Origin of the sequence: Streptomyces sp. YIM 121038, from assembly GCF_006088715.1 — a bacterium.
In the GTDB taxonomy this organism is placed as follows: Bacteria; Actinomycetota; Actinomycetes; order Streptomycetales; family Streptomycetaceae; genus Streptomyces.
The window spans coordinates 2018251-2043977 of the sequence record NZ_CP030771.1 but is presented as its reverse complement, the minus strand read 5'-3'; the positions used below and the strand labels follow the sequence as shown (position 1 = coordinate 2043977).

Genomic DNA, 25727 nt, shown 5'->3' with positions numbered 1-25727 from the left:
TCCAGGTGTTCGCGCTCCAGCTCGCCCTGTCCCGGACCGCCGTCCTCCGGCGCGCCCTGCTCCTGGCCCGCGGCCTCCCGGCGCCGGGCCCGGTAGGCGGCGACGTGCAGACGGTTGCCGCAGGTGCGGCTGTCGCAGTAGCGGCGCGAGCGGTTCCGGGACAGGTCGATGAAGGCGCGGCGGCAGTCCGGCGCCTCGCAGCGCCGCAGCCGCTCCTGCTCGCCCGCGACGACGAAGAAGGCGAGGGCCATCCCGCAGTCCGCCGCCAGGTGGTCGGCGACCGAGGCGCCCGGGGCGAAGTAGTGCACGTGCCAGTCGTAGCCGTCGTGATCGGTCAGCCGCGGCGTCGTCCCCGCGGCGGCCACCAGCTCGTTCAGGAGGGACGCCGCGAGGTGTGCCTCGGTGGCCGCGAAGACCTCCGCGAAGCGGCTGCGGACGCGGTGCACGGCCGCCAGGTCCCGCTCCGTGAGCGCCCCGACGTCACTGATGGAGTGGTTGCGCACGAACGCGTGCAGGGCCGCGACGTCCGCCAGGCCCTCGGCGTTGCCACCGCCCTCGTCGTCCGGGTCGTCCGGCGCGGAGTTCACCAGATCGACCACGGCGTCGAGCGCGCACCTGGTGTCATGGGTGATCAGCACGATTCGCTCCCTGGCCTGATGAGGGTCGGGCGGGCGCCCGCCTGATGCTGGCCGATGCTAGCGGCTCACGCCGTACGCGCCACGGCGCCGGAGCCGCGGAGTGCCGCGGCACCGGCGCCGGTGTCTGCTGTGCCTGCTATGTCGTTGTCGTACCCACGCCGTCTCCCCGAGTCGGACGGCGGTGAGCGGCTCCCGGACGGGCCGGACTAGCTTTCGGCCAAAATGTGCGAGAGCTCCGTGTCGAGATCGAAGTGACGGTGTTCGGTACCGGGCGGCACGGCCGCGTCGGTCCGCTTCAGGAACGATTCCAGAGCCCGCGCCGGGGCTTCGAGCAGGGCCTCACCCTCGGGAGAGCTCAGGGCGATGCAGACGACGCCCTGACCGTGGCTGCGGGACGGCCAGACACGGACGTCGCCGGTGCCGGTGGGCCGGTGCAGGCCCTCGGCGAGGAGGTCGCGGGCGAACACCCACTCGACGGTCTCCTCGGCTCCGGTGTGGAAGGTGGCGTGCACGGCATAGGGATCGGCCGTGTCATACCGCAGTCCTGCGGGTACAGGCAGTGAGGACTCGCTCGACACAACGAGGCGCAGGTGCAGCTCGCAGCTGACCGTGGTGTTCATAAGCGCCAAGGCCTTTCGCTCAGTGTGCGCTCGGGGATTCGCACGTCGGCGAAATCGACATGCCACCTACGGTGCCGTTGTAAACCCCTCTGAGAGTTTTGGGTGTCTTTAGGTGGCTCGTATGGCGGCCTGTCCGATTGGTTCGTACGGCCATTCCGGTGACGGGTTTCCGTCCGGTAGGGTTTGGCGGCATGAATACGGGGAGTAACGAGCCGCCGGTGGCCCAGGCGACCGAGGGCGCGGCGGGCACGACCAAGCCCGAGAAGCCCTTCGGGTCGCGGGCGCCCGAGTTCGTCAAGGCGCGCCGCGCACTGCACCTGAGCTGGCAGGTCGGCGTCTTCATCGTCGGGCTCGCCGTCGTGGTCGTGGGCATCATCATGCTGCCGCTGCCAGGACCCGGCTGGGTGGTGATCTTCTGCGGCATGGCGATCTGGGCGACCGAGTTCGTCTGGGCGCAGCTGGTGCTCCGCTGGACGAAACGGAAGGTCACCGAGGCGGCGCAGCGCGCGCTCGACCCCAAGGTGCGCCGCCGCAACATCACCCTCACGGTGATCGGCCTGGTGATCGTCGGAGCCCTCGCCGGGGTCTACCTCTGGAAGTACGGCCTCGAGATGCCCTGGAAGATCAACGACCAGTGAGCGGCGCCCCGGCGGGCTCCGCGGGCCCGCCGGGCACGTGCTCGGTCAGCTGGTCACAAGCACCCTCTGACATGGGGTAATGTTCTCTCTGCGCCCGGGCGATTAGCTCAGTGGGAGAGCGCTTCGTTCACACCGAAGAGGTCACTGGTTCGAACCCAGTATCGCCCACCCGGGATTGTGGCCCGGAGGCTGGAAACAGCCTCCGGGCCACTGTCGTATTTGACGCCCTTTCATGAAATTCGCGGACCGCACCGAACCGTCCGGAATAACTGCTTCCTATTTCTTCGAGTTGACGCCCCGTCGGAAACCGGCACCCGGATCGCGGCCCCCGGCGGCAGACTTGAAGCCATGGACTGGTGCCATTACCGCTTCCGCAGCCTATGGAATCTGCGCGCCGAGCCCGCCGCCGTCTACGCCGCGCTCGAACGCGTCCAGGACTACCCCGCCTGGTGGCCCCAGGTCCGCGAGGTCACCCCCCTCGACGACCACAGCGGCACCGCGCGCTTCCGCTCGCTCCTGCCCTACGACCTGGTGATCACCGCCCGCGAGCGCTGCCGGGACCCCGAGCGCGGCGTCCTCGCCATCACCATGACCGGCGACCTCGACGGCTGGGCCCGCTGGACCCTGGCCTCCACGCCCGACGGCGGCACCCGCGCGCGCTACGACCAGGAAGTCGACGTGCGCAAACCCCTGCTGCGCCGCCTCGCCGTGCCCGGCAGGCCGCTCCTCCTGCTCAACCACGCCCTGATGATGCGCGCCGGAGGCCGCGGCCTCGCCGCCCGCCTCGACCGGGAAGGGCCGCGCACGGCACGCCCCTGAGGGGCCCCGGCCGGCGGGCGGACGGGCGGTTTGAAGGATCGGCGCCCGGACCTGTATTGTTCAGCGCGTTCCCGGGCGATTAGCTCAGTGGGAGAGCGCTTCGTTCACACCGAAGAGGTCACTGGTTCGAACCCAGTATCGCCCACCCGGAGAATGCCGGTCCGTCACAGACGGACCGGCTTTTTCATGCCCCGGGCCCGTCAGGCCTCAAGCGGCCGCGGGCAGTTCGGGCCGCAGCGGCCACGCCGGGTCCACCGTCTCCGCCGACCCGCTGCGCGCGAACCACGTCTGCAACCCCCGCGCCTGCGCCGCGTGCCACACCGCCTGCAACGTATGCAGCTCGGCGGGGGACAGCCGGTCGAGGCGCGCCGAGAAACGACGGCCGAGGGCGCGGACGAGATCCAGCGCCGCCTGCGCGTCGGCCGCCGCGTCATGGGCGCCGCTGAGCTCCACCCCGTAGAGCTCGCACAGGTCCGACAGGGTGCGCCGGCCCTTGCGGTACCGGTCCAGATGCCGGTCCAGGACCCTCGGATCGAGCACGCACAGCGGCGAGCCGCCCACATAGCGCGCGAGCGACGAAGCGCGGTGCCTGCGCAACTCCCGGTCCAGGAGCGTCAGATCGAACGGCGCGTTCATCACCACGAGCGGCCGTCCCGCCGCCCCCTGCTCGGCCAGCTCCCTGCCCATCTCCTCCATCACCGGCGCCGGCCAGCGGCCGTTGCGCTCCAGATGGTCCTGGGTCAGACCGTGCACCGCCGTCGCCGCCGCAGGCACCGGCACCCCCGGATTCACCAGCCAGCGCGTCACTCGCGGGCGGGCCCCCGCGCCGTTCTGCACGACGACGGCGGCCGACACTATTCGGTCGGTCTCCACGTCGACACCCGTCGTCTCCGTGTCGAATGCGGCCAAGGGCCCCTCGTACCAGCACGTCATCCCGACGCAACTCCTCGTTCAGATGTGGCAGTTGACCTCCGCTCCTGCCTCACGCAGGTGATACCCGGGCCGTTTGCGCCGAACCCGCTCAGGAGACAACACAGGTACGGAGCCGGGTGGTTGACGGCTCAAGCGCGTACTCCACCGGTTCGGAAGGCTTTCAGGACATGGCGCTCGCGCAGCCCGAACAGGGCGGGCTGCTGCCCGAGCGGATCGCACCGCCGCGCGGCACACTCGCCACCACCGCCTGCATGGAGACCCTTCAGGTGGGCTATCTGCACGCGGTCGCGGCAGCGGCCGGCTGCTCCCTCTCCCAGCCCTTTCCGGACAACGGCATCGACTGGCACGTCAGCCACAGCGCCCCCGGCCACACCGTCGACGACGAGGTCACCATCAAGGTGCAGCTCAAGTGCACCTACCAGATCCCGCCCCACCCCAAGGGCCCCGCCTTCTCCTTCACCCTGGACAACGCCCACCTGGAGAAGCTCGCCCGCACCCCGGTATCGGTGCACAAGATCCTGGTCGTCATGCTCGTGCCCCGGTCCCAGGACGACTGGCTGCGCGCCGGCCACGACCGCCTCGACCTGCGGCACTGCTGCTACTGGACCAACCTCGCCGGACACCCCGTGACCGGCAGACGGAGGACCACCGTCCGCGTCCCCACCGCACGGATCTTCGACGACCGCGCCCTCTGCGAGATCATGACGCGCGTCGGCACGGGAGGGAGACCCTGATGCACCGCCCGATCGACGACCCAGCCTCCGTACGCGACGACGGCCCGGCCGCCGCGCACGCCGCCCGCGCACTCCGCGGCGTACGGCCCCGCTCCGCCGACGGGCCCGCCGCGCCCGACGCCCCCGACGTCTGGTCCGAGCCGCCCGACCCCGGCCACGTCGACCCCGCCGTGCTCGTCGCCCTCCTCCACCGGCACGGCTGGCGCCGCCGCGGCGGCGCCGCAGGACACTACTCCCGCTGGACCCCGCCGGGCCCCGCCGCCCGCGGCACCAGCCTCCTCGTCCCCGAGAACCGTGCCTTCCCCGACAGCGACGACCTCATCGGCGAGGCCCTCACCGCCCTCACCCGCAGCTCCTCGCCCTCGGCCCGTGACGTGCTCGTGTCGCTCGCCGTGCCCAGCGACGAGATCCGCTGGTGGCGCGACGTCCCCGGCGGCCCCGCGGGCACCGCGCCCTGGACCGTCGAGGAGCAGCTGCGCGCCGCCGCCCGGCAGATGCTCCTGGCCGGGGCCCTCGCCGCGCGCGAGCGCGCCGGGTACTACGGCGCCCGGCACCGCCGCCCCGCCGCCGCCTCCCTGGAGAACATCCTCGTGGGGCCCGCGCCGGGCGGGCGCCGCCTCACCGCCTTCGTGCCGGTCTCCGCGGCCCGGCCGCTGGCCGTACGGCTGCACCAGGCGCTCTACGCGGCCCGTGAGGCCGTCGACTACCAGCGGGCCACCGGCGGCATGGACGCCTTCGACACCGCCGTCGAGGCAGGGGTCAGCCACGAGCTGGTCGAGGCCATCGTCTCCCTGGTGCGCGGCACCGAGGGCGCCCGCGTCCACGTCGAGTGGTCGCCCGCGGCGGGCGTGCCCGAGGGCTGCGCGGCCACCACCGAGCCCGTCGAGTTCTCCCCGGGCGACCTGGCCGTCCTGCGCGAGGCCGGGGCCCGCTATCTGCGCGACGAGCCGTCGGTGCCGGTGCGGATCACCGGCGCCGTGGTGCGCATGCGGCGCTCGGGGCCGCGCGGCACGGGCACCGTGCGGGTACGGGTGCTCGCTGGCGCCGAGGTCCCGCACGTGCGGATGTCCCTCGACGAGGAGGCGTACCGCATCGCGGGCCATGCCCATCTGGTCGGGCTGCCGATCCGGGTGCACGGCCGCCTGGAGAGCCGCGGCGGCTTCCGCAGGCTCACCGGGGCCACACAGGTGGTGCCGGTGCAGGTCGACGACGCCGAGCGGGACCGGCTCCTGAAGTCGCTCCAGGAGAACCTCGACTTCTTCGAGGAGGCGTGCAGCACCGACTGAGGGCGGGGGAGCGGGCCCCGCCCGCCGCCAACCGTTTCGCGGTGGGCCCCCGGGGCTCGGTACGATTCGTTGCGCGTGCAGGCGAGGACCTGCCGCAGCCCCCTCAGACAGGAGAGACCGGTGTCAGACGTCCGTGTGATCATCCAACGCGATTCCGAGCGGGAAGAGCGCGTGGTGACCACGGGCACCACGGCCGCCGAGCTCTTCGCGGGCGAGCGCACCATCGTGGCCGCCCGCGTCGGCGGCGAGCTGAAGGACCTCGCGTACGAGATCAAGGACGGCGAGGAGGTCGAGCCCGTCGAGATCTCCTCCGAGGACGGCCTGAACATCCTGCGCCACTCCACCGCGCACGTCATGGCCCAGGCCGTGCAGGAGCTCTTCCCCGACGCCAAGCTCGGCATCGGCCCGCCCATCCGGGACGGCTTCTACTACGACTTCGACGTCAAGGAGCCCTTCACCCCCGAGGACCTCAAGCGCATCGAGAAGAAGATGCAGGAGATCCAGAAGCGGGGCCAGAAGTTCTCCCGTCGCGTCACCACCGACGACGACGCCCGCGTCGAGCTCGCCGACGAGCCGTACAAGCTGGAGCTCATCGGCCTCAAGGGCAACGCCGCGCAGGCCGCCGACGGCGCCGACGCCGAGGTGGGCGCGGGCGAGCTGACCATCTACGACAACCTGGACGCCAAGACCGGCGAGCTGTGCTGGAAGGACCTCTGCCGCGGCCCGCACCTGGCCACGACCCGGGTGATCCCGGCGTTCAAGCTGATGCGCTCCGCCGCCGCCTACTGGCGCGGCAGCGAGAAGAACCCGCAGCTCCAGCGCATCTACGGCACCGCATGGCCGTCCAAGGACGAGCTGAAGGCGCACCTGGAGTTCCTCGCCGAGGCCGAGGCGCGTGATCACCGCAAGCTTGGTGCCGAGCTGGACCTGTTCTCCTTCCCCGAGGAGCTGGGCCCGGGCCTCGCGGTCTTCCACCCCAAGGGCGGCGTGATCCGCAAGGTGATGGAGGACTACTCCCGCAAGCGCCACGAGGACTCCGGCTACGAGTTCGTGAACACCCCGCACATCTCGAAGGAGAAGCTCTTCGAGACCTCGGGGCACCTGCCGCACTACGCGGACGGCATGTTCCCGGCGATCGAGTTCGACGAGCAGAACTACCGCCTCAAGGCGATGAACTGCCCGATGCACAACCTGATCTTCAAGTCGCGCGGCCGCTCCTACCGCGAGCTGCCCCTGCGGCTCTTCGAGTTCGGCACGGTCTACCGCTACGAGAAGTCGGGCGTCGTGCACGGCCTGACCCGCTCGCGCGGCTTCACCCAGGACGACTCGCACATCTACTGCACCAAGGAGCAGATGGCGGAGGAGCTCGACAAGCTCCTCACCTTCGTCCTGGACCTGCTGCGCGACTACGGTCTGAACGAGTTCGAGCTGGAGCTGTCCACCCGCGACGACTCCGACAAGTTCATCGGCTCGGACGAGGACTGGGCCGAGGCCACGGAGGCGCTGCGCCAGGCCGCCGAGAAGCAGGGCCTGCCGCTCGTGCCCGACCCGGGCGGGGCCGCGTACTACGGGCCGAAGATCTCCGTTCAGGCGAAGGACGCGATCGGCCGGTCCTGGCAGATGTCGACCCTCCAGGTGGACTTCAACCAGCCGAAGCGCTTCGGCCTGGAGTACACCTCCGCCGACGGCTCCAAGCAGCAGCCGGTCATGCTGCACCGCGCGCTGTTCGGCTCGATCGAGCGGTTCTTCGGCGTGCTCCTCGAGCACTACGCGGGCGCGTTCCCGGCGTGGCTGGCGCCGGTGCAGGCCGTGGGGATTCCGGTCGGTGACGCGCACGTGCCGTACCTCCAGGAGTTCGCGGAGGAGGCGAAGAAGCACGGGCTGCGGGTCGAGGTGGACGCCTCCTCGGACCGGATGCAGAAGAAGATCCGCAACGCACAGAAGTCCAAGGTGCCGTTCATGGTGATCGTCGGCGACGACGACATGAACGCGGGCGCGGTGTCCTTCCGGTACCGCGACGGCTCGCAGGAGAACGGCATCCCGGCCGGCGAGGCCATCGCCAAGATCCTGAAGGTCGTCGAGGAGCGCACCCAGATCTGACGCACGGCCGCGGCACAGGCCGACGACGAGGGGCGGTCCCGTTCGGGGCCGCCCCTCGTGGCGTGTCCGGCGGCGAATATGCTGACCACCATGACGAGTGAGCCGGAGCAGCAGATCGGAGTGGGGACGCAGGACGCGTTCCAGCGCCTGTGGACGCCCCACCGGATGGCGTACATCCAAGGCGAGAACAAGCCGACCGGTTCGGGGGCCGACGACGGCTGCCCGTTCTGCTCCATCCCGGCCAAGTCGGACGAGGACGGGCTGATCCTCAAACGGGGCGAGCACGTGTACGCGGTGCTCAACCTCTACCCGTACAACGGCGGGCACCTGATGACGGTCCCCTACCGGCACGTCGCGGACTACACGGAGCTGACGGGTCCGGAGACCCTGGAGCTGGCCGAGCTGACCAAGCAGGCGATGACCGCGCTGCGCACGGCGTCCGGCGCGCACGGCTTCAACCTGGGCATGAACCAGGGCACGGTCGCGGGCGCGGGGATCGCCGCGCATCTGCACCAGCACATCGTGCCGCGCTGGGGCGGGGACACGAACTTCATGCCCGTCGTGGGGCACACCAAGGTGCTGCCGCAACTGCTCGCGGACACCCGCGCGATGCTCGCGAAGGCGTGGCCCGCGGTGTAGGGCAGCGCCCCGAAGGGGCGCGGGGCGGTATCGACATGCGGCTCCGCCGCGTGGGCGCGACGAGCCACGATGGACCGGCGGGCAACCGACGGCCCATCGTGGCAATTCCAGCGAAGCGCTTACGCGCCGTACACGTCCGCCTGGCGCGGCATGGGGTCCTGGATCGCGCCGCTGAGGAAGGTGGCGCGGCCGCTGAAGCGGTCGGTGTTCACGCCGTTCTCCTCCAGGACCTTGATGGCGGCCGTGTGGACGACGCGCAGGACCGGTGTGGCGGCGCGCAGCGCGTCGTCGGCCATGAAGCGGTGCCGCCAGGGCTTGTCCGCCCAGGCGTGGCGCAGGCCGAAGGGCTCGGGCAGGACGAGCTTGCCGCCGAGGTAGTCCAGGATCGGCGGGTACCACGTGAAGGGGGCGCGGACGGCGAGGCGCACCACTTCCTGGGCGTCGACGAGCGGGAGGCTGCGCGTGGTGGTCTCCCAGAATTTGATGGTCTTGCTGACCGTCTTGGTCTTGGGTGAGGGCTTGCTGGTGAACAGCGAGTGCACGGGGCCGAGGGCGTGGCCGGTGACTTCGATGCGCAGGGTCTCGTGCAGCACGGTCACCGTGATCAGCATGGTGATGACGAGCTGGCCGTCCCAGAGGGTGAACTGGACGCCCAGATAGTGGCGGTCGCCGCTGCCGAACTGCTGCTCGTTGCAGATGCGCTGTATTTCGTGGCCCTTGATCTGGAAGGCCTCGACGTCGGTGCCGGAGGGGCGGGAGACCGAGCCCGCGTTCTCCCCGACGGGGGTGACGATCCAGTGCCTTATCGACGGGGTGGTGAAGCCGCCGGTGTGCAGGGGGCCGCGCTCGAGCATGCGGAGCTGGTCGTGCACCGCCCGTACGACGTCCCAGCTGCGGAAGGGGTTGATCTCCTTGCCGTCCTCGCGGGGGACGAGTTCCTCGGCGAGCTGCCAGCTGCCCCAGCGGGTGCCCATGCCCAGTATTCCCTTGGGGCCCGCGTAGAAGACGGAGTTGCTCTGCTGCTCGGCGGAGAGGCGGGCGAGGCCCTGGCGCAGGCGCTCGGCGGAGGCGTCGCCGGGGCTGCCGGGGACGGCTTCGGGGATCTTCGCGCCGATGCCGCCGCCGGAGAGGAGCGCGCTCCACCGCTCGCGCAGGTCCTTGGCGGTGCCTTCGGCTATGTGCTTGGCCCAGAACCAGCCGATCACGGGGACGACGGGGCACAGGCGCAGATACCAGGCCAGGAGGCCCCCGAAGGGCAGTTTGACGAGGAGGATGACCACGACGACGCCGATGGCGACGAGGAGGGCGGTGGCGATCGCCTGGGTGCGCTTGTCCTTCTGCTTGGTGATCCAGCGGCGGGCGGTGAAGACGAGCAGCCAGGCGAAGAGGCCGGGCAGGAAGAGCAGGCCGCACACGGCCATGACGAGGGTGAGCCAGCTGTCGCGGTGGCGGCGGATGCCGGTGGCGGCCAGGCAGTGCTCGACGACCGACTGGGGGTCGATGCCGAAGGCCTGGATGAGGGGGCTGCGGGCGCCGCCGAGCATCCGTACCTGGACGGTTCTGGCGAAGGCTTCGCCGAGGCTCGGCTTGAACAGGGACCACAGGCCCGGTTTCACCACGGACTTGTGCCAGTCGCTGTTGGCCTTGAGGATCTCGTCGACTTCGCCGTCGCGGTATGCCGCGGAGGCCAGGGCGTGGGTGGCCGCGGTCTGTCCGGCGGCGCCGGAGAGCGGTACCTGGGCCCCTGGCCTGAAGTCGAATGCGTCGTCCGCCACCTGCCGCCCCCATCGCCGCGCCGCTGACCGCCGCGGCCCTTCCCGATTGCGTTGTTTCCCGACTGTGCGGCCCGGCACACCTGTTGACCTGGCCGGTACGGCTGTTGATCAGGTCATCAGCGTATCGGGGCGTACCGACATCCGTCAGGGGTCGGTCGAATGCCGCCCGCGAGGAGGAGGCGGAGCGGGCGGCATTCGGCCAGTGGGGCTCAACTACGCGGTGTCCTGGGCCTGTTCGCGGATCCGCTGGGCCAGCTGCGGGGGCATCGGTTCGTGCCGGGCGTAGCGGCGGCTGAAGCGGGCCGTGCCCTGGGACAGGGACCTGAGGTCGACGGCGTAGCGGCCGATCTCGATCTCGGGCACCTCCGCGCGGACGAGGGTGCGTCCGCCGGGTGCCTGTTCGGTGCCGACGACGCGGCCGCGGCGTCCGGACAGGTCGCTCATGACGGCGCCCACGTACTCGTCGGAGATGAGGACCTGGACGTCGGCGACCGGTTCGAGGAGGTGGATGGCGGCGCCGGCGGCGGCTTCGCGCAGGGCGAGGGCGCCGGCGGTCTGGAAGGCGGCGTCGGAGGAGTCCACGGAGTGGGCCTTGCCGTCGAGGAGCGTGACGCGTACGTCGATGAGGGCGTAGCCCGCGGCGACGCCCTTGGCGGCCTGGGCGCGGACGCCCTTCTCCACGGACGGGATGAACTGCCGGGGCACGGCCCCGCCGACGACCTTGTCGACGAACTCGATGCCGCTGCCGCCGGGCAGCGGCTCGACCTCGATCTCGCAGATGGCGTACTGGCCGTGGCCGCCGGACTGTTTGACGTGGCGGCCGCGTCCGGCGGACCTGCCCGCGAAGGTCTCGCGCAGGGAGACCTTGTGCGGGATGACGTCGACCTGGACGCCGTAGCGGCTGCGCAGCCGCTCCAGGGCCACGTCGGCGTGGGCCTCGCCGAGGCACCACAGGACGACCTGGTGGGTGTCCTGGTTCTGTTCGAGCCGCATGGTGGGGTCCTCGGCGACGAGGCGGGACAGGCCCTGGGAGAGCTTGTCCTCGTCGGCCTTGCTGTGGGCCTGGATGGCGAGCGGCAGGAGCGGGTCGGGCATGTCCCAGGGCTCCATGAGGAGCGGGGTCTCCTTGGCGGAGAGGGTGTCGCCGGTCTCCGCGCGGTTGAGCTTGGCGACGCAGGCGAGGTCGCCCGCGATGGCCTGGGAGAGGGTGCGCTGCTGTTTGCCGAAGGGCGCGGAGAGGGCGCCGACGCGCTCGTCGACGTCGTGGTCCTCGTGGCCGCGGTCGGCGAGGCCGTGCCCGGAGACGTGCACGGTCTCGTCGGGCCTGAGGGTGCCGGAGAAGACGCGGACCAGCGAGATCCGGCCGACGTAGGGGTCGGACGCCGTCTTGACGACCTCGGCGACCAGGGGGCCTTCGGGGTCGCAGGTGAGGGCGGGCCTGGGTTTGCCGTCGGGGGTGGTGACGGTGGGCGCGGGGTGCTCCAGGGGGGTCGGGAAGCCGCCGGTGACCAGTTCCAGGAGCTCGACGGTGCCGATGCCCTGGCGGGCGCCCTCGGCGGCGGGGGCGGCGGCGAGCACCGGGTGGAAGATGCCGCGGGCGACGGCCCGCTCCAGGTCGTCCACGAGCGTCTTGAAGTCGATCTCCTCGCCGCTGAGGTAGCGGTCCATGAGGGACTCGTCCTCGCTCTCGGAGATGATGCCCTCGATGAGCTTGTTGCGCGCCTCCTCGATGGCGGGCAGCTGGTCGGCGCCCGGCTCGGACTCCTTGCGTTCGCCCGACGCGTAGTCGTACACGCGCTGGGACAGCAGTCCGATGAGTCCGGTGACGGGGGCGTGGCCGTCGGGTCCCGTCTCGCCGTGCAGCGGCAGGTAGAGCGGCAGGACCGCGTCGGGGTCGTCGGCGCCGAAGGCCTCGGCGCAGGTGCGGGTCATCTGGGTGAAGTCCGCGCGGGCGGATTCCAGGTGGGTGACGACGATGGCCCGGGGCATGCCGACGGCCGCGCACTCCTCCCAGACCATGCGGGTGGCGCCGGTGATGCCCTCGGCGCCCTCGGCCGCCGAGACGACGAAGAGGGCCGCGTCCGCCGCGCGCAGACCGGCCCTCAGCTCTCCGACGAAGTCGGCGTAGCCGGGGGTATCCAGGATGTTGATCTTGTAGCCACCCCATTCGACGGGGACGAGGGACAGCTGGACCGAGCGCTGCTGCCGGTGCTCGATCTCGTCGTAGTCGGAGACCGCCGTGCCGTCCTCCACGCGGCCTGCCCGGTTCACCGCCCCCGCGGTCAGCGCGAGGGCCTCCACCAGGGTCGTCTTGCCCGATCCGCTGTGGCCGACCAGCACCACATTCCGTACGGACGCGGGATGGTCGGCCGTCGCTGCCCTGCCGGCGGCTCCGGGGTGTGCGTTCGCCTTGTCGCCCATGCCTTGGCCTCCCGGTTACGTGCGTGGTGAGGAGGCACAGCCCCCTCGGGGATGCTGGCTTCAGCGCGGACACGCGGGAACCGCGTGCGGGGGCGGCTCCGACGACGCCCGCGGTGCTTCCGAGCTTTCCACTTGCGTCACTGTGCGTCCATACGTCGTACGCGATCGTGAGGGGGCGAGCCGCCGTGTCCGGGGCGTGACTACGATGGGCCAGCCGGTGGCCAACGGGGCCGCCGTGCGCACCGACCCTCGGGAAGGCCATGCTGAACAAGTACGCGCGTGCGTTTTTCACGCGTGTCCTCACGCCGTTCGCCGCGTTTCTCATCCGTCGCGGGGTCAGCCCCGACACGGTCACGCTCATCGGTACGGCCGGAGTGATGGCGGGAGCGCTGGTCTTCTACCCCCGCGGGGAGTTCTTCTGGGGCACGATCGTCATCACGCTGTTCGTCTTCTCCGACCTCGTCGACGGCAACATGGCGCGTCAGCTCGGCCGCTCCAGCCGCTGGGGCGCGTTCCTCGACTCGACGCTCGACCGGGTCGCCGACGGCGCGATCTTCGGCGGCTTCGCGCTCTGGTACGCGGGCTCGGGTGACGACAACATCCTGTGCGCGGTCTCGATCTTCTGCCTGGCCAGCGGCCAGGTGGTGTCGTACACGAAGGCGCGCGGCGAGGCGATCGGCCTCCCCGTGGCGGTGAACGGCCTGGTGGAGCGCGCCGAGCGCCTGGTGATCTCGCTGGTCGCCGCGGGCTTCGCCGGACTGCACAAGTTCGGGGTGCCGGGCATCGACGTGCTGCTGCCCGTGGCCCTGTGGATCGTGGCCGTCGGCAGCCTCGTCACGCTCGTGCAGCGCGTGGTGACCGTGCGCCGCGAGTCCGCGGAGGCGGACGCCGAGGCCGCGCGGGACGGCGCCCAGCGGAGCGGGACCGCTTCATGAGCCGCGCCGCGGAGAAGCTGACGGACGCGCTGTACGGGGTGGCCTGGAGCACGGTCAAGAAGCTTCCCGAGCCCGCCGCCGTGGGCCTGGGGCGCCGCATCGCGGACCTCGCGTGGAAGCGGCGCGGCAAGGGCGTGCTGCGCCTGGAGGCCAACTACGCGCGCGTGGTGCCCGACGCGACGCCGCAGCGCCTCGCGGAGCTGTCCAAGGCGGGCATGCGGTCGTACATGCGCTACTGGATGGAGTCCTTCCGGCTTCCGGCCTGGAGCGAGGACCGCGTCAAGAACGGCTTCGCGCCCCAGGACCTGCACCATCTGACCGACGGCCTGGACAGCGGCAGGGGCGTCATCCTCGCGCTGCCGCACCTGGGTAACTGGGACCTGGCGGGCGCCTGGGTCACCACGAAGCTGAAGACGCCGTTCACGACCGTGCAGGAGCGGCAGAAGCCCGAGTCCCTGTACGACCGTTTCGTGGCCTACCGCAGCGGCCTGGGCATGGAGGTCCTGCCGCACACCGGCGGCTCGGCCTTCGGCACGCTCGCCCGGCGGCTGCGCGCGGGCGGGCTCGTCTGCCTCGTGGCCGACCGGGACCTGTCGGCGTCCGGCGTCGAGGTGACGTTCTTCGGGGAGAGCGCGCGGATGCCCGCGGGGCCCGCCGCGCTGGCCCAGCAGACGGGCGCGCTGCTCCTGCCGGTGACGCTCTGGTACGACGCCTCGCCGGTGATGCGCGGCCGGGTCCACCCGCCCGTGGAGGTCCCCGGGACGGGCACCCGCGCGGAGAAGACGGCCGCGATGACCCAGGCCCTCGCCGACGCCTTCGCCACGGGCATCGCCGAGCACCCGCAGGACTGGCACATGCTGCAGCGCCTGTGGCTCGCGGACCTGGATCCGGCGAAGGCGCCGCCCGGGGCGGCCGGGCCCCGGGGCGAGGGGACGCCGTGAAGGTCGGCATCGTCTGCCCGTACTCCTGGGACGTGCCGGGCGGCGTCCAGTTCCACATCCGCGATCTGGCGGAGCACCTCATCCGCCAGGGGCACGAGGTCTCGGTCCTCGCCCCGGCGGACGACGAGACCCCCCTGCCGCCGTACGTGGTGTCGGCGGGCCGTGCCGTGCCGGTTCCGTACAACGGCTCGGTGGCGCGGCTCAACTTCGGCTTCCTGTCGGCCGCGCGGGTGCGCCGCTGGCTGCACGACGGCACCTTCGACGTCATCCACATCCACGAGCCCACGTCGCCCTCGCTCGGCCTGCTGACCTGCTGGGCGGCGCAGGGCCCGATCGTGGCGACGTTCCACACGTCCAACCCGCGCTCACGGGCGATGATCGCGGCGTATCCGATCCTGCAGCCGGCCCTGGAGAAGATCAGCGCGCGCATCGCGGTCAGCGAGTACGCCCGCCGCACGCTGGTCGAGCACCTCGGCGGCGACGCCGTGGTCATCCCCAACGGCGTGGACGTCGACTTCTTCGCCGACGCCGAGCCCAAGCCCGAGTGGCAGGGCATGACGATGGGCTTCATCGGCCGCATCGACGAGCCCCGCAAGGGCCTGCCGGTCCTGATGCGGGCGCTGCCCCGGATCTTCGCGGAGCGTCCGCAGGCGCGCCTGCTGGTCGCCGGGCGCGGTGACGAGGAGGAGGCCGTGGCCTCGCTCCCGGCCGCGCTGCGCGAGCGCGTGGAGTTCCTCGGCATGGTCAGCGACGAGGACAAGGCGCGGCTGCTGCGCAGCGTCGACATGTACGTCGCGCCGAACACGGGCGGGGAGAGCTTCGGCATCATCCTCGTCGAGGCGATGTCGGCGGGCGCCCCGGTGCTCGCCAGCGACCTCGACGCCTTCGCGCAGGTCCTCGACCAGGGCGCGGCGGGCGACCTGTTCGCGAACGAGGACGCGGACTCCCTCGCTGAGGCCGCCGTACGCCTCCTCGGCGACGCCCGGCGCCGCGAGGAGCTGCGCGAACGGGGCAGCAAGCACGTGCGCCGCTTCGACTGGTCGACGGTCGGCGCGGACATCCTGTCGGTGTACGAGACGGTGACGGACGGCGCGGCGGCGGTCGCGGCGGACGACCGCACGGGCCTGCGGGCCCGGTTCGGCCTGGCGCGGGACTGAGGGCCCCGCGCCCCTTCGGGCACTGCCGAACCCCGGCGGTAGCCTAGGCCGCTGTGACCTCCACTTTGATCTGGATCGCGGCCGCCCTGTTCGCGATCGGCCTCTACTTGAGCTGGACCGCGGGCCGTCTCGACCGACTGCACGCGCGCATCGACGCGGCCCGCGCCGCGCTCGACGCGCAGCTGCTGCGCCGCGCCTCGGTCGCCCAGGAGCTGGCCACCTCCGGGGTGCTCGATCCGGCCGCGTCGATCGTCCTGTACGAGGCGGCGCACGCGGCCCGGCAGGCCGAGGAGGAGCAGCGCGAGGTCGCCGAGAGCGAGCTGAGCCAGGCGTTGCGCGCGGTCTTCGGAGAGGCGCAGCAGGTCGAGGCGGTACGGGAGGCGCCGGGCGGCGAGGAGGCCACGCGGGAGCTGGCCGCGGCCGTGCGCCGGGTGCCGATGGCGCGGCGCTTCCACAACGACGCGGTGCGCGCGGCGCGGGCGCTGCGCCGCCACCGCAAGGTGCGCTGGTTCCGCCTGGCCGGGCACGCGCCGTTCCCGATGGCGGTGGAGATGGACGACGAGCCTCCGGTGGCCCTCGCGGACCGGGCCACGGCCTAGACGACCAGCCTCCGGTGGCCCCCGGGGCCTCGCCACGGCCTGGACGACCAGCCTCCGCTGGCCCTCGGGGCCTCGCCACGGTCTAGACGACGAGCCCCCGTTGGCCCTTCCGGACCGGGCCACGACCTAGCGGGGGACCGGTCACCGAGCGTCGTAGCGCCGTCACGGGAGCGAATCGGCGGTCCGCAAAACGATCCACCACCTCACCATTGGCCCTTGCTGTGGCCTGGTCGTAAGGCGTTTGCTCAAGGCGGCGGAATCGCCACACGCAGCGCTCTGCAGCCCGCTGTCAGCGGCTCTCAGCAGCTCGCCTTCCACCGAGTCTCCACCGAGTGAGGTCAACCCGTGTCCAGCACGCTCTCCAGCAACGCCCAGACCGCCGAGAACACGGCCACCGGCACCGCCCGCGTGAAGCGCGGCATGGCCGAGCAGCTCAAGGGCGGCGTGATCATGGATGTGGTCAACGCCGAGCAGGCGAAGATCGCCGAAGACGCGGGCGCGGTCGCCGTCATGGCCCTGGAGCGGGTCCCGGCCGACATCCGCAAGGACGGCGGCGTGGCCCGGATGTCCGACCCGAACATGATCGAAGAGATCATCGAGGCCGTCTCCATCCCGGTCATGGCCAAGTCCCGCATCGGCCACTTCGTCGAGGCCCAGGTCCTGCAGTCGCTCGGCGTCGACTACATCGACGAGTCCGAGGTCCTCACCCCGGCCGACGAGGTCAACCACAGCGACAAGTTCGCCTTCACCACCCCCTTCGTGTGCGGCGCCACCAACCTGGGCGAGGCCCTGCGCCGCATCGCCGAGGGCGCGGCCATGATCCGCTCCAAGGGCGAGGCCGGCACCGGCAACGTCGTCGAGGCCGTGCGCCACCTGCGCCAGATCAAGAACGAGATCGCCAAGCTGCGCGGCTTCGACAACAACGAGCTGTACGCCGCCGCCAAGGAGCTGCGCGCCCCCTACGAGCTGGTCAAGGAGACCGCCGAGCTCGGCAAGCTGCCGGTCGTGCTGTTCTCCGCCGGTGGCGTCGCCACCCCGGCCGACGCCGCGCTGATGCGCCAGCTCGGCGCCGAGGGCGTCTTCGTGGGCTCCGGCATCTTCAAGTCCGGCGACCCGGCCAAGCGCGCCGCCGCCATCGTGAAGGCCACCACCTTCTACGACGACCCCAAGGTCATCGCGGACGCCTCCCGCAACCTCGGCGAGGCCATGGTCGGCATCAACTGCGACACCCTGCCCGAGGCCGAGCGCTACGCGAACCGCGGCTGGTAACCGATGGCGCACGACGTACCCGTGATCGGCGTCCTGGCCCTCCAGGGCGACGTACGGGAGCACTTGATCGCCCTGGCCACGGCGGACGCCGTGGCCAGGGAGGTCCGGCGCCCCGAGGAGCTCGCCGAGGTCGACGGCCTGGTCATCCCCGGCGGCGAGTCCACCACCATCTCCAAACTGGCCGTGCTCTTCGGCCTCCTGGAGCCCCTTCGCGCGCGCGTGCGTGCCGGGATGCCGGTCTACGGCACCTGCGCGGGCATGATCATGCTCGCCGACAAGATCCTCGACCCGCGCTCGGGCCAGGAGACGATCGGCGGCATCGACATGATCGTGCGGCGCAACGCCTTCGGGCGGCAGAACGAGTCCTTCGAGAGCGCGGTCGACATGAAGGACGTCGAGGGCGACCCTGTAGAGGGCGTCTTCATCCGCGCCCCGTGGGTGGAGTCGGTCGGCGCCGAGACCGAGGTGCTCGCCGAGCACGGCGGCCACATCGTCGCCGTACGCCAGGGCAACGCGCTCGCCACGTCCTTCCACCCGGAGCTGACGGGCGACCACCGGGTGCACGGACTGTTCGTGGACATGGTCCGGGCCGAGCAGGGGCGGCGGTCCTTGTAGGATCTCTGACGTTCGTTATCGAGGTTGGTTACGCGAAGGAGACAGGCAGATGTCCGGCCACTCTAAATGGGCTACGACGAAGCACAAGAAGGCCGTGATCGACGCCAAGCGCGGCAAGCTCTTCGCGAAGCTGATCAAGAACATCGAGGTCGCGGCCCGCACCGGCGGCGCCGACCTGGACGGCAACCCGACGCTCTTCGACGCCGTGCAGAAGGCCAAGAAGCAGTCGGTGCCCAACAAGAACATCGACTCCGCGCTCAAGCGCGGCGCGGGCCTCGAGGCAGGCGGCGCCGACTACGAGACGATCATGTACGAGGGCTACGGCCCGAACGGCGTCGCGGTGCTCATCGAGTGTCTGACGGACAACCGCAACCGCGCCGCCTCCGAGGTCCGCGTCGCCATGACCCGCAACGGCGGCTCCATGGCCGACCCGGGCTCCGTGTCGTACCTGTTCAACCGCAAGGGCGTCGTGATCGTCCCCAAGGGCGAGCTCTCCGAGGACGACGTCCTGGGCGCCGTCCTGGACGCGGGCGCCGAAGAGGTCAACGACCTGGGCGAGTCCTTCGAGGTGCTCAGCGAGGCCACCGACCTGGTCGCGGTCCGCACCGCCCTCCAGGAGGCCGGGATCGACTACGACTCGGCGGACGCCAACTTCGTCCCGACCATGCAGATCGAGCTGGACGAGGACGGCGCGCGCAAGATCTTCAAGCTGATCGACGCGCTGGAGGACAGCGACGACGTGCAGAACGTCTTCGCCAACTTCGACGTCTCCGACGAGGTCATGGAGAAGGTCGACGCCTGAGCGGACGAGGCACACGGGCCGACGGGACACACCCCGTCGGCCCGTCGCTTTGTCAGCGACACCCGATAGCCTGCACAAACAGGCGATCGACTGAGGGGGATGCTGCGGTGCGGGTACTGGGGGTCGACCCGGGGCTGACCCGGTGCGGTGTCGGCGTCGTCGAGGGCGCCGCGGGCCGCCCGCTGACGATGCGCGGCGTCGGAGTCGTCCGCACCCCCGCCGACGCGGAGCTCGGCAGCCGCCTCGTCGCCATCGAGGAGGGCATCGAGCACTGGCTGGACGCGCACAGCCCCGAAGTCCTCGCCGTGGAGCGCGTGTTCAGCCAGCACAACGTGCGGACGGTCATGGGCACGGCCCAGGCCAGCGCCGTCGCCATGCTGTGCGCCTCCCGGCGCGGCATCCCGGTCGCCCTGCACACGCCCAGCGAGGTCAAGGCCGCCGTGACCGGCTCGGGCCGGGCCGACAAGGCCCAGGTCGGGGCCATGGTGACGCGGCTGCTCCGGCTCGACGCGCCGCCCAGGCCCGCCGACGCCGCCGACGCCCTCGCCCTCGCCATCTGCCACATCTGGCGCGCCCCCGCGCAGAACAGACTCCAGCAGGCCCAAGCCCTGCACGCTAGGAAAGGCCGTACGGCATGATCGCCTTCGTCAGCGGCCCGGTCGCCGCCCTCGCCCCGGACACCGCCGTGGTCGAAGTGGGCGGCATCGGCATGGCCGTCCAGTGCACGCCCAACACGCTGTCCACGCTCCGTGTCGGCAAGCCCGCCAAGCTCGCCACCTCCCTGGTCGTCCGCGAGGACTCCCTCACGCTGTACGGCTTCGCCGACGACGACGAGCGGCAGACCTTCGAGCTGCTCCAGACCGCCAGCGGAGTCGGCCCGCGCCTGGCCCAGGCCATGCTCGCCGTGCACAGCCCCGACGACCTGCGCCGCGCGGTCTCCACCGGGGACGAGAAGGCGCTCACCGCCGTGCCCGGCATCGGCAAGAAGGGCGCCCAGAAGCTGCTCCTGGAGCTGAAGGACCGCCTCGGCGAGCCCCTCGGCACCGGCGGCCCCGCCGTCGGCACACCCGTCACCCAGGGCTGGCGCGAGCAGCTGCACGCCGCGCTCATCGGCCTCGGGTACGCGACCCGGGAGGCCGACGAGGCCGTCACCGCCGTCGCCCCGCAGGCCGCGGCCGCCGGGGGGAATCCGCAGGTGGGCCAGCTCCTCAAGGCCGCCCTGCAGACGCTGAACCGCACCCGCTGACCGCATCCGCCGCCCCCGGCCCCGCCCTCCGCGCCCCCGCGCGGACCACGGCCGCACGACCTTCGACGACCTACGCGAGGCACACCGCATGAACTGGGACGACCCGACCGCCGAGGCCGCGACCGCCGCCGAGCGGCTGGTGGAAGCCGTCGCCGACGGCGAGGACCAGGCCGTCGAGGCCGCCCTGCGCCCCAAGGACCTGGGCGAGTTCATCGGCCAGGAGAAGGTCAGGGAGCAGCTCGACCTGGTCCTGCGCGCCGCCCGCGCCCGGGGTGCGACCGCCGACCACGTGCTGCTCTCCGGCGCCCCCGGCCTCGGCAAGACCACCCTGTCGATGATCATCGCCGCCGAGATGGGCGCCCCGATCCGCATCACCAGCGGCCCGGCCATCCAGCACGCGGGCGACCTCGCGGCGATCCTGTCCTCGCTCCAGGAGGGCGAGGTCCTCTTCCTCGACGAGATCCACCGCATGTCCCGGCCCGCCGAGGAGATGCTGTACATGGCGATGGAGGACTTCCGCGTCGACGTCATCGTCGGCAAGGGCCCCGGCGCCACCGCCATCCCCCTGGAGCTGCCGCCGTTCACCCTGGTCGGCGCCACCACGCGCGCGGGGCTCCTGCCGCCGCCGCTGCGCGACCGCTTCGGCTTCACCGCGCACATGGAGTTCTACGAACCGGCCGAGCTGGAGCGGGTGATCCACCGCTCGGCGAACCTCCTCGACGTGGAGATCGACACCGCGGGCGCCGCCGAGATCGCGGGCCGCTCCCGGGGCACCCCGCGCATCGCCAACCGCCTGCTGCGCCGCGTACGGGACTATGCGCAGGTCAAGGCGGACGGCGTGATCAACCGCGAGATCGCGGGCGCCGCCCTCGGGGTGTACGAGGTCGACTCGCGCGGCCTCGACCGCCTCGACCGCGCGGTGCTCGAAGCCCTCCTGAAGCTCTTCGGCGGCGGCCCGGTCGGCCTGTCCACACTGGCCGTGGCGGTGGGGGAGGAGCGCGAGACGGTCGAGGAGGTGGCCGAGCCGTTCCTGGTGCGCGAGGGCCTGCTCGCCCGCACCCCCCGCGGCCGCGTCGCCACGCCCGCCGCCTGGGCGCATCTGGGCCTGACCCCGCCGGGCCGGGCGACGGGAAGTGGCCAACAGGACCTGTTCGGGACGTGACACGGACGGTGACGGCGCGGAGAGTCGCACGGTCAGGAACTGCGGTGCCATGCTGAGCGTTGTTCGTTAGGCGCGGACTCGCTTAGACTCCGCCGATGCCGCCTCTATAGGCAGCGCCGCCCACCCCCATCCATCAGGCCGCCTCACCACGCGGTCGTGCGAAGGAAACTCCGTCCCGTGAATATCGTGACCCTCCTCCCGTTCATCGTGCTCATCGGGGCCATGTTCCTGATGACCCGGTCCGCCAAGAAGAAGCAGCAGGCGGCCGCCCAGATGCGCAGCGACATGACGCCTGGCACCGGCATCCGCACCATCGGAGGCATGTACGCCACCGTCAAGGAGGTTCACGACGACTCGGTCCTCCTTGAGGTGGCCCCCGGCGTCCACGCGGTTTACGCGAAGAACGCCATCGGCGCCGTCCTGGACGACGACGAGTACAACCGCATCGTGCACGGCGCGGAGCCCGAGGACGAGACCCCGGTGGTGCCGGACGACGCCTCCTCCCTCACCGAGACCGACGAGACCGACGAGCCCGTGTCCGACGACTCGCGCATCGACCTCGGCAAGAAGGACGCGGCCGACGAGGCCCCCGAGGCCGCAGACGCAGAGCCGAAGAAGACCGACGGCGAGTCCGGCGCGAAGTAGTCACAGCCGGGGGCCCGACGTGCGCCCGCTCGCGCACCGCGGCCCCCGCCGCAGGTGATTTCGCGCCGCGTCTCGACACAACTTCATGGCCGCCCGCCCGGGACCCCCTCCGCTCAGCGAAGGCCAGGGGAGCACCCCGCAGGCCGGCGGTTGGACAGGGAGAACGAGAAGGTGGCAGCACCCAAGAAGGGCAGAAGGCAGGGTACCCAGGGGAAACCGGGTCGCACCCTGGTCTTCATCCTGATCGCCCTGGTGGCGCTCACCGGGGGGATGTTCCTCTCCGGGCACACCACGCCCCGCCTCGGTATCGACCTCGCCGGTGGTACGAGCATCACGCTCCAGGCGAAGAACGAGCCGGGCCAGAAGAACGCGATCAACGAGACCAACATGAACACGGCTGTTGACATCATCAACAAGCGTGTCAATGGTCTGGGTGTCTCCGAGGCCGAGGTCCAGACCCAGGGCTCCGAGAACATCATCGTCAACATCCCCAAGGGCACGAACGCCAAGCAGGCGCGCGAGCAGGTCGGCACGACCGCGCAGCTGTTCTTCCGGCCGGTCATCGCCCGTCAGCCCAGTGCTCCGGTGGACGGCGGCAAGGACAAGGGCGACAAGGGCGACAAGGACAAGAAGGACAAGCAGGGTTCGTCCCCGACCCCGGGTGCCGGCGACAAGGGCACGGACAAGGACGGCGACAAGGACGGCAAGGGCGACAAGTCCAAGGACGAGTCCACCTCTCCCTCCCCGACGCCCACGACCCAGGGCCGTTCCGTCACCGACGGCCTGAAGGACGAGCCCACCCCGTCCGGCAAGTCCAGCGACAAGCCGCAGGACAAGAAGGACGAGACGCCGAAGCCCGACCCCACCGGCGACCCCTCCGCCAAGCTCCAGGAGCAGTTCGCCAAGCTCGACTGCACCGACCCCAAGGTCCGCACGAAGATCAAGGAAGGCGTCAAGCCGTCCGATCCGGTCGTGGCCTGCGGCAAGGACAGCGACGGCAACTGGAACAAGTTCATCCTTGGCCCGTCCGAGGTCAGCGGCAAGGAGGTCGACGACGCCAAGGCCGTCTTCGACACCACGGGTGCCGCCGGCTGGAAGGTCACCATGGACTTCTCCAAGACCGGCACCAAGCAGTTCGGCGAGATCACCGGCAAGCTCGCGGGCAAGCAGTCCCCGCAGAACGAGTTCGGCATCGTCATGGACGGCGAGGTCGTCTCCTGGCCCTTCGTCCAGCAGGCGCTCACCGGCGGCCAGGCCGAGATCTCCGGCAGCTTCGACCAGGACGAGGCCAAGGACCTGGCCAACATCCTGTCCTACGGCGCCCTCCCGCTGACCTTCAAGGAGCAGAGCGTCACCACCGTCAGCGCGGCCCTCGGCGGCGAGCAGCTGCACGCCGGTCTGATCGCCGGCGCCATCGGCCTCGCGCTCGTCATCATCTACCTGGTGGCGTACTACCGCGGCCTGGCGCTCATCGCCATCGCGAGCCTCGGCGTCTCCGCGGCGCTGACGTACACGATCATGACGCTGCTCGGCCCGACGATTAAGTTCGCGCTGAACCTCCCGGCCGTCTGTGGCGCGATCGTCGCCATCGGCATCACCGCGGACTCCTTCATCGTCTACTTCGAGCGCATAAGGGACGAGATCCGCGAGGGCCGTACGCTGCGACCCGCCGTCGAGCGCGCCTGGCCGCGGGCCCGGCGCACCATCCTGGTCTCGGACTTCGTGTCGTTCCTCGCCGCCGCGGTGCTCTTCGTCGTCACCGTCGGCAAGGTCCAGGGCTTCGCGTTCACGCTGGGTCTGACCACGCTGCTCGACGTCGTGGTGGTGTTCTTCTTCACCAAGCCGCTGATGACGATCATGGCCCGCAAGAAGTTCTTCGCGGGTGGCCACAAGTGGTCCGGTCTCGACCCGAAGCGGCTCGGCGTCACTCCGCCGCTGCGCCGCGCACGCCGTGCGAGCGCCCCCGCCGCCCCCGTCGACCCGAAGGAGGCGTGAGATGTCGAAGCTCGGCAATCTCGGCGCCCGGCTCTACCGCGGCGAGGTCGGCTACGACTTCGTCGGCAAGCGCAAGATCTGGTACGGCATCTCCATCCTCATCACCATCACGGCCTTCGTGGCCCTGATGGTGCGGGGCCTGCACATGGGCATCGAGTTCGAGGGCGGCGCCGTCTTCAACACGCCCAAGACCAGCGTCTCCGCCGCCAAGGCCGAGGAGATCGCGGAGGAGGCCTCCGGCCACCAGGCGATCGCCCAGCGGCTCGGCAACGACACGCTGCGCATCCAGATCAGCGGCGTGGACACCGACAAGTCCGACCACATCAAGTCCGAGCTCGCCAAGGAGCTGGACGTGAAGGCGGACGACATCAACGCCGACCTGGTGGGTCCCAGCTGGGGTGACCAGATCGCCAACAAGGCCTGGCAGGGCCTGGCGATCTTCATGATCCTCGTGGTGATCTACCTGGCGATCGCCTTCGAGTGGCGCATGGCCCTGGCCGCGCTCATCGCGCTCATCCACGACCTCACCATCACCGTGGGTGTGTACGCCCTCGTCGGCTTCGAGGTGACGCCGGGCACGGTCATCGGCCTCCTGACGATCCTCGGCTACTCGCTGTACGACACGGTCGTGGTCTTCGACAGCCTCAAGGAACAGTCGAAGGACCTCGCCAAGCAGACCCGCTTCACCTACAGCGAGGTCGCCAACCGCTCGATCAACAGCACCCTGGTCCGGTCGATCAACACCACGGTCGTCGCGCTGCTCCCGGTGGCCGGTCTGCTGTTCATCGGCGGCGGCTTCCTCGGCGCGGGCATGCTGAACGACATCTCGCTCTCGCTGTTCGTCGGCCTCGCCGCGGGCGCGTACTCGTCGATCTTCATCGCCACTCCGCTGGTCGCGGACTTCAAGGAGACCGACCCGCAGATGAAGGCGCTCAAGAAGCGGGTGCTCGCCAAGCGCCGCGCCGCGGCCGCCAAGGGCGAGTCCGAGGAGGCCCCGGCGCCCGCCGCCGAGGCCGGCGAGGACGCCGAGGACACCCCCGCGGTCGTCGGTCCGCGCTCGGGTCCCCGCGCCCAGCCCGTCCGCAACCGCGGCCGGGGCCGCCCCTCGGGCAAGCGCCGATGACGGAGACGGAAACGCCGATGACCGAGATCAAGGAACTGCTGCTCAGCCGCATCCGCGACGTGGCGGACTACCCGACGCCCGGAGTGATGTTCAAGGACATCACGCCGCTGCTCGCCGACCCGGCGGCCTTCGCGGCGCTCACCGACGCGCTCGCCGACCTGAGCGTGCGCAGCGGCGCCACGAAGATCGTCGGCCTGGAGGCCCGCGGCTTCATCCTGGGCGCCCCGGCGGCCCTGCGCGCAGGCCTCGGCTTCATCCCGGTCCGCAAGGCGGGCAAGCTCCCCGGAGCCACGCTCAGCCAGGCCTACGACCTGGAGTACGGCAGCGCCGAGATCGAGGTGCACGCCGAGGACCTCGTGGCGGGCGACCGCGTCATGGTCATCGACGACGTCCTGGCCACCGGCGGCACCGCCGAGGCCTCGCTGCGGCTCATCCGCCGGGCGGGCGCCGAGGTGGCCGGTGTGGCGGTCCTGATGGAGCTGGGCTTCCTGGGCGGCCGTGAGCGGCTGGTTCCCGCTCTGGACGGCGCACCCCTGGAGGCGCTCCTCACGGTCTGAGGACCCTGTGGGGCCGCCCGGGCGGCCCCACAGGACCTCGAGGCGGGCCCGGCGGAATCCGGCGCCCGCCTCTGGCGT

The 25727-nt window shown here is 71.2% G+C and carries 24 protein-coding genes, 2 tRNA genes and 1 pseudogene; 22 read left to right on the top strand and 5 right to left on the bottom strand.

Annotation, left to right across the window (positions count from 1 at the left end; genetic code table 11):
* Window positions 1-65: 65 nt before the first annotated feature.
* Both C9F11_RS08120 and C9F11_RS08115 read right to left on the bottom strand, forming a co-directional pair.
* Window positions 66-638 (bottom strand): annotated as a pseudogene (locus C9F11_RS08120) (CGNR zinc finger domain-containing protein); the annotation flags it as partial.
* Window positions 639-844: 206 nt separating this feature from the next.
* A complete protein-coding gene (locus C9F11_RS08115) occupies window positions 845-1258 on the bottom strand; it encodes an SsgA family sporulation/cell division regulator (RefSeq protein WP_003959770.1) in 414 nt (137 codons plus the stop codon).
* 191 nt (window positions 1259-1449) lie between these two features.
* Between C9F11_RS08115 and C9F11_RS08110 the strand changes: the two genes are divergently transcribed.
* From C9F11_RS08110 to C9F11_RS08095, 4 genes are all read left to right on the top strand, one after another.
* Entirely contained in the window at window positions 1450-1896 is a 447-nt protein-coding gene (locus tag C9F11_RS08110) for a TIGR02611 family protein (protein WP_138958606.1), read from the top strand.
* 96 nt (window positions 1897-1992) lie between these two features.
* Window positions 1993-2064: transfer RNA gene (locus tag C9F11_RS08105), tRNA-Val, on the top strand.
* A 180-nt stretch (window positions 2065-2244) separates the two neighbouring features.
* Window positions 2245-2715 carry an SRPBCC family protein gene (locus C9F11_RS08100; RefSeq protein ID WP_138958605.1) on the top strand — a complete coding sequence of 157 codons (471 nt, stop codon included), beginning with the start codon at window positions 2245-2247 and terminating at the stop codon, window positions 2713-2715.
* Between the two features lie 73 nt (window positions 2716-2788).
* A tRNA-Val gene (locus C9F11_RS08095) sits at window positions 2789-2860 on the top strand.
* Between the two features lie 62 nt (window positions 2861-2922).
* On the opposite strand, the gene C9F11_RS08090 is transcribed toward C9F11_RS08095, so the two are convergent.
* Window positions 2923-3648, bottom strand: coding sequence for a 3'-5' exonuclease (locus tag C9F11_RS08090; RefSeq protein WP_138958604.1), 726 nt, complete (start codon window positions 3646-3648; stop codon window positions 2923-2925).
* A 167-nt stretch (window positions 3649-3815) separates the two neighbouring features.
* Between C9F11_RS08090 and C9F11_RS08085 the strand changes: the two genes are divergently transcribed.
* From C9F11_RS08085 to C9F11_RS08070, 4 genes are all read left to right on the top strand, one after another.
* Window positions 3816-4382, top strand: coding sequence for a DUF4365 domain-containing protein (locus C9F11_RS08085; protein WP_138958603.1), 567 nt, complete (start codon window positions 3816-3818; stop codon window positions 4380-4382).
* A complete protein-coding gene (locus C9F11_RS08080; protein WP_249401640.1) occupies window positions 4382-5668 on the top strand; it encodes a hypothetical protein in 1287 nt (428 codons plus the stop codon). The genes C9F11_RS08085 and C9F11_RS08080 overlap by 1 nt, the downstream gene beginning before the upstream one ends.
* 120 nt (window positions 5669-5788) lie before the next feature.
* Entirely contained in the window at window positions 5789-7768 is a 1980-nt protein-coding gene (gene thrS, locus C9F11_RS08075) for a threonine--tRNA ligase (protein ID WP_138958602.1), read from the top strand.
* 78 nt (window positions 7769-7846) lie between these two features.
* Window positions 7847-8407, top strand: coding sequence for an HIT domain-containing protein (locus C9F11_RS08070; protein WP_138958601.1), 561 nt, complete (start codon window positions 7847-7849; stop codon window positions 8405-8407).
* 119 nt (window positions 8408-8526) lie between these two features.
* Here C9F11_RS08070 and C9F11_RS08065 read toward each other — a convergent pair whose 3' ends face one another.
* Entirely contained in the window at window positions 8527-10182 is a 1656-nt protein-coding gene (locus C9F11_RS08065; RefSeq protein ID WP_138958600.1) for a hypothetical protein, read from the bottom strand.
* Window positions 10183-10395: 213 nt separating this feature from the next.
* Window positions 10396-12603, bottom strand: coding sequence for an elongation factor G-like protein EF-G2 (locus C9F11_RS08060; protein WP_138958599.1), 2208 nt, complete (start codon window positions 12601-12603; stop codon window positions 10396-10398).
* A gap of 260 nt (window positions 12604-12863) precedes the next feature.
* On the opposite strand from C9F11_RS08060, the gene pgsA reads away from it, so the two are divergent.
* From pgsA to C9F11_RS07990, 14 genes are all read left to right on the top strand, one after another.
* Window positions 12864-13538, top strand: coding sequence for a phosphatidylinositol phosphate synthase (pgsA, locus tag C9F11_RS08055; protein ID WP_138958598.1), 675 nt, complete (start codon window positions 12864-12866; stop codon window positions 13536-13538).
* Entirely contained in the window at window positions 13535-14479 is a 945-nt protein-coding gene (locus tag C9F11_RS08050) for a phosphatidylinositol mannoside acyltransferase (RefSeq protein WP_138958597.1), read from the top strand. Before pgsA ends, C9F11_RS08050 begins: the two co-directional genes overlap by 4 nt.
* Window positions 14476-15636, top strand: a complete 1161-nt coding sequence (locus C9F11_RS08045) for a glycosyltransferase family 4 protein (RefSeq protein ID WP_138958596.1) — start codon at window positions 14476-14478, stop codon at window positions 15634-15636. The genes C9F11_RS08050 and C9F11_RS08045 overlap by 4 nt, the downstream gene beginning before the upstream one ends.
* Before the next feature lie 53 nt (window positions 15637-15689).
* On the top strand, window positions 15690-16235 hold the full coding sequence (locus tag C9F11_RS08040) for a hypothetical protein (RefSeq protein WP_138958595.1): 546 nt from the start codon (window positions 15690-15692) through the stop codon (window positions 16233-16235).
* Window positions 16236-16655: 420 nt separating this feature from the next.
* Window positions 16656-17504: a pyridoxal 5'-phosphate synthase lyase subunit PdxS gene (gene pdxS / locus C9F11_RS08035; protein ID WP_216678465.1), complete on the top strand. Its 849-nt coding sequence runs from the start codon at window positions 16656-16658 to the stop codon at window positions 17502-17504.
* 3 nt (window positions 17505-17507) lie between these two features.
* Complete coding sequence (pdxT, locus tag C9F11_RS08030; RefSeq protein WP_138958593.1) at window positions 17508-18119, top strand: pyridoxal 5'-phosphate synthase glutaminase subunit PdxT; 612 nt, start codon at window positions 17508-17510, stop codon at window positions 18117-18119.
* 49 nt (window positions 18120-18168) lie between these two features.
* The gene (locus tag C9F11_RS08025; RefSeq protein WP_030681062.1) at window positions 18169-18921 is read left to right on the top strand and encodes a YebC/PmpR family DNA-binding transcriptional regulator; all 753 of its coding nucleotides are present in this window, start codon (window positions 18169-18171) and stop codon (window positions 18919-18921) included.
* A gap of 107 nt (window positions 18922-19028) precedes the next feature.
* Complete coding sequence (gene ruvC / locus C9F11_RS08020; protein ID WP_138958592.1) at window positions 19029-19559, top strand: crossover junction endodeoxyribonuclease RuvC; 531 nt, start codon at window positions 19029-19031, stop codon at window positions 19557-19559.
* Window positions 19556-20167, top strand: coding sequence for a Holliday junction branch migration protein RuvA (gene ruvA / locus C9F11_RS08015; protein WP_138958591.1), 612 nt, complete (start codon window positions 19556-19558; stop codon window positions 20165-20167). Before ruvC ends, ruvA begins: the two co-directional genes overlap by 4 nt.
* An 88-nt stretch (window positions 20168-20255) precedes the next feature.
* Complete coding sequence (ruvB, locus tag C9F11_RS08010) at window positions 20256-21329, top strand: Holliday junction branch migration DNA helicase RuvB (RefSeq protein WP_138958590.1); 1074 nt, start codon at window positions 20256-20258, stop codon at window positions 21327-21329.
* A 177-nt stretch (window positions 21330-21506) separates the two neighbouring features.
* A complete protein-coding gene (gene yajC, locus C9F11_RS08005; protein ID WP_138958589.1) occupies window positions 21507-21974 on the top strand; it encodes a preprotein translocase subunit YajC in 468 nt (155 codons plus the stop codon).
* Between the two features lie 171 nt (window positions 21975-22145).
* The gene (gene secD, locus C9F11_RS08000; RefSeq protein ID WP_138958588.1) at window positions 22146-23969 is read left to right on the top strand and encodes a protein translocase subunit SecD; all 1824 of its coding nucleotides are present in this window, start codon (window positions 22146-22148) and stop codon (window positions 23967-23969) included.
* Between the two features lies 1 nt (window position 23970).
* Window positions 23971-25092, top strand: a complete 1122-nt coding sequence (gene secF, locus C9F11_RS07995) for a protein translocase subunit SecF (RefSeq protein ID WP_138958587.1) — start codon at window positions 23971-23973, stop codon at window positions 25090-25092.
* Between the two features lie 17 nt (window positions 25093-25109).
* Window positions 25110-25649 (top strand): adenine phosphoribosyltransferase, encoded by a 540-nt coding sequence (locus C9F11_RS07990; RefSeq protein ID WP_171075670.1) that lies wholly within the window; start codon window positions 25110-25112, stop codon window positions 25647-25649.
* The last annotated feature ends 78 nt before the right edge of the window (window positions 25650-25727 follow it).

What these genes read in the sequence shown, in the direction of transcription:
- C9F11_RS08090 (WP_138958604.1), bottom strand. Translation starts at nt 3,648, where the DNA reads ATGACGTGCTGGTACGAGGGGCCCTTGGCCGCATTCGACACGGAGACG.
- secF (WP_138958587.1), top strand. Translation starts at nt 23,971, where the DNA reads ATGTCGAAGCTCGGCAATCTCGGCGCCCGGCTCTACCGCGGCGAGGTC.
- C9F11_RS08060 (WP_138958599.1), bottom strand. Translation starts at nt 12,603, where the DNA reads ATGGGCGACAAGGCGAACGCACACCCCGGAGCCGCCGGCAGGGCAGCG.
- pgsA (WP_138958598.1), top strand. Translation starts at nt 12,864, where the DNA reads ATGCTGAACAAGTACGCGCGTGCGTTTTTCACGCGTGTCCTCACGCCG.
- C9F11_RS08085 (WP_138958603.1), top strand. Translation starts at nt 3,816, where the DNA reads ATGGCGCTCGCGCAGCCCGAACAGGGCGGGCTGCTGCCCGAGCGGATC.
- ruvA (WP_138958591.1), top strand. Translation starts at nt 19,556, where the DNA reads ATGATCGCCTTCGTCAGCGGCCCGGTCGCCGCCCTCGCCCCGGACACC.
- C9F11_RS08110 (WP_138958606.1), top strand. Translation starts at nt 1,450, where the DNA reads ATGAATACGGGGAGTAACGAGCCGCCGGTGGCCCAGGCGACCGAGGGC.
- C9F11_RS08070 (WP_138958601.1), top strand. Translation starts at nt 7,847, where the DNA reads ATGCTGACCACCATGACGAGTGAGCCGGAGCAGCAGATCGGAGTGGGG.
- pdxS (WP_216678465.1), top strand. Translation starts at nt 16,656, where the DNA reads ATGGCCGAGCAGCTCAAGGGCGGCGTGATCATGGATGTGGTCAACGCC.
- pdxT (WP_138958593.1), top strand. Translation starts at nt 17,508, where the DNA reads ATGGCGCACGACGTACCCGTGATCGGCGTCCTGGCCCTCCAGGGCGAC.
- C9F11_RS08100 (WP_138958605.1), top strand. Translation starts at nt 2,245, where the DNA reads ATGGACTGGTGCCATTACCGCTTCCGCAGCCTATGGAATCTGCGCGCC.
- C9F11_RS08115 (WP_003959770.1), bottom strand. Translation starts at nt 1,258, where the DNA reads ATGAACACCACGGTCAGCTGCGAGCTGCACCTGCGCCTCGTTGTGTCG.
- C9F11_RS08050 (WP_138958597.1), top strand. Translation starts at nt 13,535, where the DNA reads ATGAGCCGCGCCGCGGAGAAGCTGACGGACGCGCTGTACGGGGTGGCC.
- ruvB (WP_138958590.1), top strand. Translation starts at nt 20,256, where the DNA reads ATGAACTGGGACGACCCGACCGCCGAGGCCGCGACCGCCGCCGAGCGG.
- C9F11_RS08025 (WP_030681062.1), top strand. Translation starts at nt 18,169, where the DNA reads ATGTCCGGCCACTCTAAATGGGCTACGACGAAGCACAAGAAGGCCGTG.
- C9F11_RS08080 (WP_249401640.1), top strand. Translation starts at nt 4,382, where the DNA reads ATGCACCGCCCGATCGACGACCCAGCCTCCGTACGCGACGACGGCCCG.
- C9F11_RS07990 (WP_171075670.1), top strand. Translation starts at nt 25,110, where the DNA reads ATGACCGAGATCAAGGAACTGCTGCTCAGCCGCATCCGCGACGTGGCG.